The following is a 12,880-nucleotide window of genomic DNA, read 5'->3' on the forward strand; positions in this document are numbered from 1 at the left end:
AGATTTATTATTCTTGACAAATGCAAAACATTGTATTATCATTTTTTTATTGACGAAAAAATAAAGAAAAAGTAGCTATACCAATTTAGCTAATGGAGAGATTAATATGTGTGGTATTGTAGGTGTTGTTGGAAACCGTAATGCAACGGACATTCTGTTGCAAGGTCTTGAAAAACTTGAATATCGTGGTTATGATTCAGCAGGAATTTTTGTGACCGATGATTCTGGAAAAGCTAACCTTGTAAAATCAGTCGGTCGCATTGCAGACTTAGAAGCAAAAACAGGGGACAACGTTACTGGAACAGCGGGGATTGGTCATACACGTTGGGCTACACATGGTAAACCGACCGAAGATAATGCACATCCTCATACTTCCACTTCAGGACGTTTCGTTTTGGTACACAATGGAGTGATTGAGAATTTCTCAGAGATTAGAGAAGAATACCTTGCAAATGATACATTTAAGGGACAAACAGATACAGAAGTTGCCGTACACCTCATCGCTAAATTTGCGGAAGAAGATGGACTTTCTGTACTTGAAGCATTTAAAAAAGCCTTGTCTATTATTGAAGGCTCGTATGCTTTTGCTCTCATGGATGCAGAAGATGCTGATGTAATCTATGTTGCGAAAAACAAATCTCCTTTACTTATCGGTCTAGGAAAAGGCTATAACATGGTGTGCTCTGATGCAATGGCCATGATTCGTGAAACATCTGAATTTATGGAAATTCATGATAAAGAGCTCGTTATCTTGACTAAAGATAAGGCAGAGGTAATGGATTACGAAGGAAATACAGTAGAGCGTCAAAGCTATACAGCGGAACTTGACCTTTCAGATATTGGTAAAGGAACATATCCTTACTATATGCTCAAAGAAATTGATGAGCAACCAAGCGTGATGCGTAAACTCGTTTCTACTTATACGAATCAAGATGGAAAAGTTACTGTTGATGCAGACATTGTAAAAGCAGTTCAAGCAGCGGACCGCATCTACATCATCGCAGCTGGAACATCACTTCATGCAGGCTATGCTTCTAAACAAATCCTTGAAGAGCTGACAAATACACCGGTTGAACTTGGCCTTGCTTCTGAATGGGGTTATGGTATGCCATTATTGAGTGAAAATCCTTTGTTTATCTTCCTTTCACAATCAGGTGAAACAGCGGATAGTCGTCAAGTACTTGTAAAAGTAAATGAACTGGGTCATCCAAGCTTGACTGTAACAAATGTACCTGGCTCAACATTATCACGTGAAGCAACATACACAATGTTGATTGGTGCTGGACCTGAAATTTCAGTTGCTTCAACGAAAGCTTACACAGGGCAGATTGCAACTTTAGCTTTCTTAGCTAAGGCTGTAGGTGACGCCGACCAAAATCTTAAGGCGCTTGATTTCGATTTAGTCAAGGAAATTTCACTCGTTGCTCAATCTATCGAGTCCACGCTTTCAGAGAAAGAAATGATTTCAGACCTAGTAGCAAAACTGTTGCCAGAAGCGCGAAATGCTTTCTATATTGGTCGTAAACAAGATTACTTTGTTTCTATGGAAGCTAGCTTGAAACTAAAAGAAATTTCATATATCCAATGTGAGGGCTTTGCTGCTGGAGAACTTAAACATGGGACAATTTCTTTGATTGAAAATGGTACACCTGTGATTGCGCTGATTTCAAATAATGAAGAAGTTGCAGCACACACACGAGGAAATGTCATGGAAACAGTGGCACGTGGTGCATCAGCGATTACGATTGTAGAAGAAGCTGTAGCACGTGAAGATGATGATATTGTCATCAATAATGTTCACCCTTATCTTTCAGCTATTTCAATGGTTGTACCGACACAATTGATTGCTTACTATGCAACAGTACAACGTGGTCTTGACGTAGACAAACCACGTAATCTTGCTAAAGCCGTAACTGTTGAATAAGAAATTAATATTCTTAAGCGGCTAAGGTCTCAATAGTCAAACAGAAAAATGCTCAAGATGATGGCTTTCTATGCCACATTGAGCATTTTCTGTTTTTTTTTAGTTTTTTCTTCCCAGCGTATCTGTAATTATGGTTTCTTGAGGTTGTTTCTTAGTGTTTGGGACAAGTTAAAGAGTGAAGGGACAAACCTAGGGATTTATGGAGAAAATCCAAGTTCTGTGATAAAAGAAAAGGTGAATTTCAAGCGTTTTTTACGTACAGGTATATAGGGAGAAGACATGTATCAAGTAAGAGAAGATAATTATCCTATGAAACCCCGTGAACGTCTATTAGCTTTTGGCTCTGAAAAGCTGAATGAACAGGAACTTTTAGCTATTTTATTGAGAACAGGTAGTAAAAAAGAAAATGTCATGGAACTTGCAGCTCGTGTGCTGAGTGTTTTTGACAATTTAGAGGAGTTTCGCCGTGCTTCAGTGGGAGAGCTAAAGGAAATATCAGGTATAGGTCAAGTAAAAGCAGTTGAAATAAGAGCCATGATTGAGCTTGGAAAGAGGATTCATACAACACAAAGAAAGCGCTATGGGCAAGTGATGGGGTCTCAACAACTGGGGATGAGTTTGGTAGATGAGATGGCTTCTTTTGATCAGGAAAATTTAGTTGCTATTTACTTGGACAGTCAAAACCGTATCATTCAGAAAAAAACGATTTTCATCGGAGCAGTCAACCATTCAATTGCTCATCCACGTGAGATCTTGCATTATGCAATTAGAAATCTTGCTGTCGGAATTATTATTGCACATAATCACCCTTCAGGTATAACTCAGCCAAGTCCGCAGGATAAAGTCTTTACCAAGAAAATTAAGGAGGTTTGCGAAAACTTAGGCATTCATTTTTTAGACCACATTATTACAGGACACAATACCTATCTCAGCTTCAGAGAAGAGGGTCTATTGGACCATTAAAAAATATAGAGACAGAGTGTAAGACTACTGAAAAACTTATATTGTTTTGCTTAAATACAAGAACTTGTCGTATAAAAAAGTCGGGAAAAATGAATTTCCCGACTTTTTCAGCAGTTTATTCAAGTGCTGCTGTATTTTTTAAGTGATGTTTTGTGCATTGATACCCTCACACTTCAAGCAGTTCGGACAAACAAGCCATCTAGAAATTATCTGAGCTTTTTATTTGATATCCTTATGTGACATGAAGAACAAGAGGGTTTGAAGTTCTTTGGTTAAGTCAATAGATTGTACTACGACATCATCTGGTACATGCAGGCGTAAAGGTGAGAAATTAAGAATACCTTTGATTCCGGACTCTACTAAGATATCTGCAACTTCTTGAGCATTTTCTTTATTTACAGAAATAATCGCTGTTTTGATTTTTGAGTTTTTGACATGTTTTGAGAAATCTGCAATATCGTAGATAGGAACACCTGTAGCGCTCGTTGTACCTACGAGTGGATTTTCTGGTACATCATAAGCTTGGGTAACACGCATCTTATTGCGATTTTGGAATTGGTAGTTAATCAAGGCCCGTCCAAGATTGCCGACTCCTACAAGGGCAATATGGGTTTCACGGTCTTGTCCAAGTAGTTCTCCAAAAAAGTCACGCAAAGCACGTGTTTCATAGCCATAACCTCGCCGTCCCAGTTCACCAAAAAGTGAAAAATCTCGCCGAATCGTTGCTGCATCTACACCAATTTTTTCAGAAATAAGCTGCGAGTTTGTGCGCGTCACTTGTTCATCAACTAAAAGTTTGAACAAACGGTAGTATTGAGGCAAACGTTTTGCAGTTGCCTTAGGTAGTTGTTTATTAACTTGGGAGCCAGCCATGTTATCTCCTTTACATAGTCTTTGTGAATATTTTACTTTTTTTAGGATAAATTGTCAAACAATTCTTTCTGGATAATGCGAATTATTTTATAGTTCCCTTTTTATCCATGCTTGTCTCATAGAAGAAAAGGAAGAAAACAATGAAATGTGATAAAATAATAGCATGACCTACTATGAAAACTATATGGCTGGACACATCATACTTCCTCATGCTATGTTGGAGCATTTTGCTCAACTTTTCCCCTCAGCGGGGGACTTTTTGGTTTGGCTTTATCTGTATGAAAATCGTGACAGTGCGCCCAGTGAAATTGCTACAAAGATAGGAAAGAAACTTTCAGATGTTAACCACAGTATTGATAATTTGCAAGATTTTGGTTCTTTGAAAGTTACCTTATTGGAAATTTCAGGGGATGTAGAAACGATTTTTGATGTTACTCCTGCACTTAAAAAGCTGGATCAATTGGAAGGATTGACACCAAAAATTCAAGCAGAAGATACTTCTAATATACAAAACACGGGGCAACTTCAAGATTTAGTTAATATTTTTGAAGCAGAGATGGGTATGATTACACCAATGCAAAGTGAAGAACTGCGCAGCCTGCTTTTTGAAGATAATTATGATGCAGAGTTGATTAAACTTGCTCTTCGTGAAGCAGTCATTAATCGAAAAGTTTCGCTCAACTATATCAAAGCGATTTTGCGAAACTGGCGTAACGAAGGCTTAATGAGTACACAAGCTATTGAGCAGCGTAAAGCAGAGCGTGTAGAAGCTACACAGAACCAAAAAAATACAGATTTTTATATCCCAATGGATGGTCCTTGGAACGGAAAATAATATGCTAAGTAAGAAAAAATTTTTAGAAGCTTTAGATATCATTGTAAACATGTTTCCGGAAGCACACGGAGAGCTGGAGTGGGAAACACCTTTTCAACTTTTGATTGCAACTATCTTATCTGCACAAGCCACAGATAAGGGCGTAAATAAGGCGACACCAGGTCTTTTTGCGAAGTATCCTGACCCTAAAAGTTTGGCACAGGCAGACATTTCAGACGTTGAACAATGTATCCGAACAATTGGACTTTACAAAACGAAAGCGAAAAACATTGTAAAGACTTCTCAGATGCTGGTAGAAAACTTTAATAGCGAACTGCCAAAAGATAAAAAATTATTACAAACCTTGCCTGGTGTTGGCCGAAAAACAGCAAACGTCGTTCTGGGAGAAACTTATGGTATACCTGGAATTGCTGTTGATACCCATGTAGAACGGATTTCAAAGCGTTTAGATATCGTGTCACAGAAAGCCTCCGTTTTGGAAGTCGAAGAAAAGTTGATGAAGCTCATTCCTGAGGAACGCTGGGTGGAAAGTCATCATCACCTCATCTTTTTTGGACGTTATCATTGTACGGCGCGCGCACCAAAGTGTGAAGAATGTCCTGTCCTTGAATACTGTAAATTTGGAAAGAGAAACTTGAATGACTGAAGTAAAACTCTCAAAACGTCTACAAGCTGTTGCTGATCTCGTTAAATCTGACAGCCGTCTTTTGGATGTAGGCAGTGATCATGCTTATCTCCCAACCTATTTGATTCAGCAAAAAAAGATTGATTTTGCAATCGCAGGCGAAGTGGTTAAAGGCCCATTTCAGATTGCTAAAAATCATGTGTCTGAGCAGAACTTGCAAGATAAGATAGAGGTCAGATTAGCCAATGGTTTGGCTGCCTTTGAAGAAAGCGATGCTATCTCAAGTATCGTGATTGCGGGTATGGGTGGACTTTTAATTTCGGAAATCCTTGAAGAGGGTAAAGATAAATTGAGTCAAGTGGAGCAACTTATCTTGCAGCCCAATAATCATGAAGAAAGTCTTCGTTCGTGGCTTGTCGCGCATGATTTTGTAATTTCGTCAGAAAAGATTCTTCTTGAAGCAGGAAAAATCTATGAAATTATTGTGGCAGAGCATGGCACATCTGAGCTGAATGAAACAGAGCTTGAGTTTGGACCTTATCTTTCGCAAGAAAAATCAGAGGTCTTCCGTAAAAAATGGAATAAAGAGCTCAGTACTTTAAAGAAAATACTTGAACGACTTCCTGAAAACCATGAGAAACGCGCAGCTGTTCAAGCTAAAAAAGAAAAGATAGAAGGAGTCCTACAATGAAAATCAGAGATTTCATGGCCTTGTACGAAGAGTTTTGCTCGAAAGATTTAGCGGTTGAAGGAGATCCTGTAGGTTTACAGATTGGTTCACTTGATGCTCCGGTAAAAAAAGTTTTAGTTACTTTGGATATTCGAGAACAAACTGTTTTGGAAGCTATTGAAAAAGACGTGGATTTGATTTTAGCGAAACATCCTGTCATTTTCCGTCCCTTAGCGAATTTGACAGATGCGGACAGTCAGGAAAAGATAGTCCTTGACTTGGCGAAAGCCGGTATTGCTGTTTATACAAGTCACACCAATATTGATGTTGTTGATGGGGGACTTAATGATTGGTTCTGTGAGCTTTTAGAGATTAAGGATACAGAAATTTTATCCGAAGAAGGTTTGGGTCGTGTAGGTAATATTGAGCCGATGAGTTTGGCGGACTTTTCAGAGAAAATGAAAAAAACTTTTGCTTTAGACTATTTGCGTTTGGTGACTTATGACCGCTCATTAAGCCAGATGATTAAGCGTGTCGCTATTTGTGGTGGAAGCGGCGGTAAATTTTGGACAGAGGCTCAAGCTAAAGGTGCGGATCTTTACATTACAGGTGATATCTATTACCATGTTGGACATGACCAACTTTCGCAAGGGCTTGTCGGACTTGATCCCGGACATTACTTGGAGCATCTCTTTGTTCCAAAAGTTGCTGAAAAATTAGCCAGTTTTGCCACAGATGTTGAAATAATAGAAAGTAAAGTGAATACAAATCCTTTCTTTGATATTTAGCAAGTTAACAAAAAGCTTACTGTAATCAATTTCCGTGAAGTTGTTAAGGTGCTTGTCATTTAAACATCATTGGACTTTATCAAGCGGGTATGCTATCATGAAATCATGAAAAAATTCCAGAAAAATGAAATTATCCAAGGAAAAGTCGTTGACTTGACACACGAAGGACAAGGAGTTATCAAAGTAGATAACTTCCCTTTTTTTGTTGAAAATGCTTTACCTGCTGAAGAGATAAAAATGAAGGTTCTAAAAGTCGGGAAAAATTTTGGCTTTGGAAAGGTAGAAGAATGGCTCAGCCAATCTCCAGATCGTGTGCAGGATGTGAATGTGACCTATTTGCGCACAGGAATCGCTGACTTTGGTCATATGGCTTATCCTGCGCAGCTTCATTTTAAACGCCAACAGGTTGTCGATGTGCTTCGTAAAAATGCACATAAGCCAGATTTTCCGGTCCTCGAAACCTTAGGTGCAGAACAGGAAAGTCAATATCGCAATAAAGCGCAAGTACCTGTCCGTAGTGTGAAAGGACGGACAGAAACAGGATTTTTCCGTAAGAATTCTCACGATTTAGTTCCGATTCGTGATTTTTATATTCAAAATCCAGAAATTGATGACTTGGTTAATCAGGTGCGTGAGAGTTTAATACGGCTTAACATTCAACCCTATGATGAGAAAGCAAAGCGAGGTATTGTACGTAATATCGTGATTCGTCGAGGTTTCCATAGCGGTCAAATCATGCTCATCTTGGTTGTGACCGATGCTCAATTTGCTGGACTTTCTGAACTTATTACCGAATACGGTGATAAGGTTGACTCCTTCCAGCTTAGCATTAACAAGTCGACAGGAAATGCTATTTTTGGCTCGGAGTTCAAACTTCTGTCAGGTAAAGATTACATCACGGATAGCATGCTGGGTAAGGAATTTCAAATCTCAGCACGGGCTTTCTATCAAGTCAATACAGCACAAGCAGAGAAGCTTTATCAGTTGGCCTATGATTTCGCAGAGCTGAAAGCAGATGATGTTGTCATTGACGCGTATTCCGGTATCGGCACCATTGGACTTGGAATGGCGGACAAAGTCGCACAAGTCTACGGTATGGAAGTTATACCTGAAGCAGTTGAAAATGCCAAGGTCAATGCAGCTCTTAATGGTATCACAAATGCGCATTATGAAGTGGGTCCAGCAGAAGAAGTGATGCCCCGATGGTTGCAAGAGGGGATTCAGCCTGATCTTATCTTTGTTGACCCACCACGTAAGGGGTTAGATGAAAGCTTTATCAAAGCGGCAACAGCAACACAAGCACGCACTATCATCTATATTTCATGCAATCCAGCGACATTTGCACGTGATGTCGTGCACTTTGAAGAAGAAGGCTATCTTTTGGAAAAAGTGCAGCCGGTTGATCTCTTTCCGCAGACGAAGCATGTTGAGACGGTTGTAATGCTTTCCCACAAAAAACCAGACAGCGTAATCAACGTAAAAGTCGAGTTTGGCGAGGGTGAGGGCAAAGTGCCGCTTGATAATATCGCTAAGAGAGCCGAAGCATACAAGCCGAAAGAGCGAGTTACCTACAAAATGATTAAGGAGTACATAGAAGAAAAATATGGCTTCAAAGTACATACCGCATATATCGCAGAGGTAAAACGGGATTTAGGTTTGCCGATGTACGATGCCCCTAATGCGGTAGAGGAATTGAAACAGCCGAGGAAACATCCAACACCAGAAAAGGTTGAAGCAATCAAAGATGCTTTGAAGCATTTTGAGGTTATCTGAAATTATGAGCGTATCATTAGAAATAGTGGTACGCTTATTTTTTTACCCGAATTGCAGATTTGAGCCGTCTATCATTTCCCTATATAATGAAAGAAAAAAGGACGGTGGCAATTATGAGAGAAAAGAAAACCCACTTGTATTTTGACAGCGAGGAAAGAAAGCTGTTGCTACATAGCCTTGTGGAATTGAAAAATCAGCTTATCAAACAGGGCAGATATACCGACCCCGTTGACGAACTCATTTTCAAAGTTGTCAACGCCCCTGTTAAGAGAATGAAAATTGAATATGTCTAAGGCACATCACCACGAAGCCGCTTATTCTTATCAAGTTTAAGAGTAAGCGGCTTTTTTGCGTCCTGCGTCCTCTGGTACAGTTACATAGCCGCCTTGACAAAGCGGCTAAATCTATGCGAAAGGAGGACGCACTCTATGTCAAATTGCAAAGTAATCGCTTTAACCAACCAGAAAGGCGGTGTCGGTAAGACCACCACGGCGGTCAATCTGGGCGTAAGTCTGGCACAGCAGGGCAAGAAAGTTTTGCTCATTGATGCCGACGCACAGGCAAATCTAACCATGTCACTTGGGCTTAACAGACCAGACGATTTGCAGGTCACGCTCTCCACCATCATGCAGGACATCATAGACGATAAATCTGTTGATGTCGTCCAAGGCATCCTGCACCACGGCGAGGGCGTTGACCTGTTACCGTCCAATATTGAGCTGTCGGGCTTGGAAGTAAGGCTGATTAACGCCATAAGCCGTGAAAGCGTGCTGAAAACCTGCGTGAACGAGGTCAAAAAGAATTACGACTATTGTTTAATAGACTGTATGCCGAGTTTGGGTATGCTCACCATCAATGCACTTGCGGCGGCTGACAGCGTGGTTATCCCCACACAGCCCCACTATCTTTCTGCCAAAGGCTTAGAGCTGTTGCTTCGCTCCGTGTCGAAAGTCAAACGGCAAATCAATCCACCTCTGCGGATTGACGGCATCCTTATGACGATGGTAATGCCCCGCACGAACATCTCCAAGGAAATCACCGCCACGGTGAGAAGTGCCTACGGACAGAAAATCAAGGTGTTTGATACCCAGATACCCCATTCCATCCGTGCGGTAGAAGCCACCGCAGAGGGAAAGAGCATTTTTGCCTACGACAAAGGCGGCAAGGTAGCCGCAGCTTATGAGCAGTTCGGAAAGGAGGTGGCAGAGCTTGGCGAGAAACAGAGAAACAAAAATCGAGCTGACCGCATACGATGACCTGTTTGAAACAGACCAGAGCCGTGAGGAAGCGAAGTTAAGCAAAATACGGGATATTCCCATTTCCCAGATTGACGAGTTTCCCGACCACCCGTTCAAGGTTTTAATGGACGAGGACATGGAACAGCTTGTCGATAGTATCAAGCGAAGCGGCGTAATGACCCCTGCTACTGTCCGTCTGATGTAGGACGGATTTTGCGGACATTCAAAATAAAAAAGAATGTGGAGGTAACAGACAATGGCAAAATCATTATTTGAGGAACTGGGCGGCAAATACGAAAGGCAAGGGGATTATTTGATACCGTGCTTAACTGTACCCGCCGAAGAAGAACAGGCAATAGGCATCTGGGGGCAACGGCATTTAGATTATCTAAAACAGTACCGTAAAGTTACATACACCAATCTTCTTACAAGCGGCAGGCTAAACGCCTACCTTGCCGACATCAACAGACAGGCACAGGAACGCTTTGAAAGGCTCATAGAGGGTATGAAACAGGCACAGGGCATAACGGAACAGCTAAAGGCAGAAAACGCCTTAGAATGGACAGGATGCCTCAATAACATAAGGGCTTGTGCGAGGGAGATTGTGGAAAAGGAAATTATTTTTGCATAAACAGATGATTAGTGGCAGGGGGAAATCCTGCCGCTTTTTCTGCTTTAGTTTGTCAGCTTGACAAATAAAGGGTTAAGGAATATAATTAGATTCAGTATTATACAAGGAGTTAATAAATATGCGGCAAGGTATTCTTAAATAAACTGTCAATTTGATAGTGGGAACAAAAAGTAGCAGTCCCGTTTCACTTTTAATATGGGGCTTAGTTTTTTGTACCCAGTTTAAGAATACTTTTATCATGTAATTTTATATGCCCGAAAACATATAAGTGTTTTGGGGCTATTGGAGTTATTTACCCAGTGATAGGAGTATTTATCACTGGGTATTTTTATGCCCTTTTTTGGGTGTTGATAGGAGGAAAATCACATGAAAATAATTAACTTAGGCATTCTGGCTCACGTTGACGCAGGAAAGACAACATTAACGGAAAGTTTATTGTATACCAGTGGTGCAATTGCAGAACTAGGGAGCGTAGATGAAGGCACAACAAGGACAGATACAATGAATTTGGAGCGTCAAAGGGGAATCACTATCCAGACAGCAGTGACATCTTTTCAGTGGGAGGATGTAAAAGTCAACATTATAGATACGCCAGGCCATATGGATTTTTTGGCGGAAGTATACCGTTCTTTATCCGTATTAGACGGAGCAGTATTATTAGTTTCTGCAAAGGATGGCATACAGGCACAGACCCGTATACTGTTTCATGCACTACAGATAATGAAGATTCCGACAATTTTTTTCATCAATAAAATTGACCAAGAGGGGATTGATTTGCCAATGGTATATCGGGAAATGAAAGCAAAGCTTTCTTCGGAAATTATAGTGAAGCAAAAGGTTGGGCAGCATCCCCATATAAATGTAACGGACAATGACGATATGGAACAGTGGGATGCGGTAATTATGGGAAACGATGAACTATTAGAGAAATATATGTCAGGGAAACCGTTTAAAATGTCAGAACTGGAACAGGAAGAAAACAGGAGATTCCAAAACGGAACGTTATTTCCCGTTTATCACGGAAGCGCTAAAAACAATCTGGGGATTCGGCAGCTTATAGAAGTAATTGCCAGTAAATTTTATTCATCAACGCCTGAAGGTCAATCTGAACTATGCGGGCAGGTTTTTAAGATTGAATATTCAGAGAAAAGGCGGCGTTTTGTTTATGTGCGTATATATAGCGGAACATTGCATTTGAGGGATGTTATTAGAATATCTGAAAAAGAGAAAATAAAAATCACAGAGATGTGTGTTCCGACAAACGGTGAATTATATTCATCCGATACAGCCTGCTCTGGTGATATTGTAATTTTACCAAATGATGTTTTGCAGCTAAACAGTATTTTGGGGAACGAAATACTGTTGCCGCAGAGAAAATTTATTGAAAATCCTCTCCCTATGCTCCAAACAACGATTGCAGTAAAGAAATCTGAACAGCGGGAAATATTGCTTGGGGCACTTACAGAAATTTCAGATGGCGACCCTCTTTTAAAATATTATGTGGATACTACAACGCATGAGATTATACTTTCTTTTTTGGGGAATGTGCAGATGGAAGTCATTTGTGCCATCCTTGAGGAAAAATATCATGTGGAGGCAGAAATAAAAGAGCCTACTGTTATATATATGGAAAGACCGCTTAGAAAAGCAGAATATACCATCCACATAGAAGTCCCGCCAAATCCTTTCTGGGCTTCTGTCGGGTTGTCCATAGAGCCGCTCCCTATTGGAAGCGGAGTGCAGTATGAAAGCAGAGTTTCACTTGGATATTTAAATCAATCGTTCCAAAATGCGGTTATGGAGGGGGTTCTTTATGGCTGCGAGCAGGGGCTGTATGGATGGAAAGTGACAGACTGTAAAATCTGTTTTGAATATGGATTGTATTATAGTCCTGTAAGTACCCCCGCAGACTTTCGGCTGCTTTCCCCTATCGTATTGGAGCAGGCTTTAAAAAAAGCAGGGACAGAACTATTAGAGCCATATCTCCACTTTGAAATTTATGCACCGCAGGAATATCTCTCACGGGCGTATCATGATGCTCCAAGGTATTGTGCAGATATTGTAAGTACTCAGATAAAGAATGACGAGGTCATTCTGAAAGGAGAAATCCCTGCTAGATGTATTCAAGAATACAGGAACGATTTAACTTATTTCACAAATGGGCAGGGAGTCTGCTTGACAGAGTTAAAAGGATACCAGCCAGCTATTGGTAAATTTATTTGCCAACCCCGCCGCCCGAATAGCCGTATAGATAAGGTTCGGCATATGTTCCACAAGTTAGCTTAACAGCTTGCAAAAGTCATATAAAATGAGATTTGAAAGGATTAGAGACTAATTATGATGAAATGCGAATGGATATTGTGTCCTGTTTGTGGGAGCAAAACCCGTAATAAAATTAGGAAGGACACTGTTTTGGAGAATTATCCCCTTTATTGTCCAAAATGCAGACAAGAAAGATTGATTAAAGTTGACAACTTGAAGATAACTGTCATCAAAGAGCCAGACGCTTAAGACGCAGAGCCGATGAAATTGTGGAACAATTCACGAATCATCGGCTCTT

14 protein-coding genes are annotated in these 12,880 nt (G+C 40.4%); 13 read left to right on the forward strand and 1 reads right to left on the reverse strand.

The genetic code is table 11. The features are described 5' to 3' along the window. The first annotated feature begins 106 nt into the window (after positions 1–106). On the forward strand, positions 107–1,924 hold the full coding sequence (gene glmS, locus ACGHCK_RS01865; protein ID WP_251420566.1) for a glutamine--fructose-6-phosphate transaminase (isomerizing): 1,818 nt from the start codon (positions 107–109) through the stop codon (positions 1,922–1,924). 279 nt (positions 1,925–2,203) lie between these two features. Further along, positions 2,204–2,887 (forward strand): RadC family protein, encoded by a 684-nt coding sequence (gene radC / locus ACGHCK_RS01870; RefSeq protein ID WP_251420568.1) that lies wholly within the window; start codon positions 2,204–2,206, stop codon positions 2,885–2,887. 219 nt (positions 2,888–3,106) lie between these two features. Here radC and ACGHCK_RS01875 read toward each other — a convergent pair whose 3' ends face one another. After that, a complete protein-coding gene (locus ACGHCK_RS01875) occupies positions 3,107–3,760 on the reverse strand; it encodes a redox-sensing transcriptional repressor Rex (protein ID WP_202229466.1) in 654 nt (217 codons plus the stop codon). A 163-nt stretch (positions 3,761–3,923) separates the two neighbouring features. On the opposite strand from ACGHCK_RS01875, the gene ACGHCK_RS01880 reads away from it, so the two are divergent. The 11 genes from ACGHCK_RS01880 to ACGHCK_RS01930 all read left to right on the forward strand — a co-directional run bounded on the left by ACGHCK_RS01880 (position 3,924) and on the right by ACGHCK_RS01930 (position 12,831). Next, a complete protein-coding gene (locus ACGHCK_RS01880) occupies positions 3,924–4,595 on the forward strand; it encodes a DnaD domain-containing protein (RefSeq protein ID WP_202229468.1) in 672 nt (223 codons plus the stop codon). Between the two features lies 1 nt (position 4,596). Beyond that, entirely contained in the window at positions 4,597–5,241 is a 645-nt protein-coding gene (nth, locus tag ACGHCK_RS01885; protein ID WP_251420570.1) for an endonuclease III, read from the forward strand. Continuing rightward, the gene (locus tag ACGHCK_RS01890) at positions 5,234–5,911 is read left to right on the forward strand and encodes a tRNA (adenine(22)-N(1))-methyltransferase (RefSeq protein WP_251420572.1); all 678 of its coding nucleotides are present in this window, start codon (positions 5,234–5,236) and stop codon (positions 5,909–5,911) included. The genes nth and ACGHCK_RS01890 overlap by 8 nt, the downstream gene beginning before the upstream one ends. After that, entirely contained in the window at positions 5,908–6,678 is a 771-nt protein-coding gene (locus ACGHCK_RS01895) for a Nif3-like dinuclear metal center hexameric protein (RefSeq protein WP_251420574.1), read from the forward strand. The genes ACGHCK_RS01890 and ACGHCK_RS01895 overlap by 4 nt, the downstream gene beginning before the upstream one ends. 105 nt (positions 6,679–6,783) lie before the next feature. Next, positions 6,784–8,451 (forward strand): 23S rRNA (uracil(1939)-C(5))-methyltransferase RlmD, encoded by a 1,668-nt coding sequence (gene rlmD, locus ACGHCK_RS01900; protein WP_271327942.1) that lies wholly within the window; start codon positions 6,784–6,786, stop codon positions 8,449–8,451. 113 nt (positions 8,452–8,564) lie between these two features. Then, positions 8,565–8,744, forward strand: a complete 180-nt coding sequence (locus tag ACGHCK_RS01905) for a hypothetical protein (RefSeq protein ID WP_271327941.1) — start codon at positions 8,565–8,567, stop codon at positions 8,742–8,744. Between the two features lie 135 nt (positions 8,745–8,879). Next, complete coding sequence (locus tag ACGHCK_RS01910; RefSeq protein WP_271327940.1) at positions 8,880–9,707, forward strand: ParA family protein; 828 nt, start codon at positions 8,880–8,882, stop codon at positions 9,705–9,707. After that, positions 9,631–9,894, forward strand: a complete 264-nt coding sequence (locus ACGHCK_RS01915; RefSeq protein WP_459178577.1) for a ParB N-terminal domain-containing protein — start codon at positions 9,631–9,633, stop codon at positions 9,892–9,894. The genes ACGHCK_RS01910 and ACGHCK_RS01915 overlap by 77 nt, the downstream gene beginning before the upstream one ends. 51 nt (positions 9,895–9,945) lie before the next feature. Continuing rightward, positions 9,946–10,320, forward strand: a complete 375-nt coding sequence (locus ACGHCK_RS01920; protein ID WP_001129922.1) for a TnpV protein — start codon at positions 9,946–9,948, stop codon at positions 10,318–10,320. Positions 10,321–10,686: 366 nt separating this feature from the next. Beyond that, positions 10,687–12,606 carry a tetracycline resistance ribosomal protection protein Tet(O) gene (gene tet(O) / locus ACGHCK_RS01925; protein WP_000691758.1) on the forward strand — a complete coding sequence of 640 codons (1,920 nt, stop codon included), beginning with the start codon at positions 10,687–10,689 and terminating at the stop codon, positions 12,604–12,606. A gap of 54 nt (positions 12,607–12,660) precedes the next feature. Next, entirely contained in the window at positions 12,661–12,831 is a 171-nt protein-coding gene (locus tag ACGHCK_RS01930) for a cysteine-rich KTR domain-containing protein (protein WP_004614788.1), read from the forward strand. Positions 12,832–12,880: the final 49 nt, after the last annotated feature.

It is taken from the genome of Lactococcus muris, assembly GCF_042849115.1.
GTDB classification, from domain to species: Bacteria; Bacillota; Bacilli; order Lactobacillales; family Streptococcaceae; genus Lactococcus; species Lactococcus muris.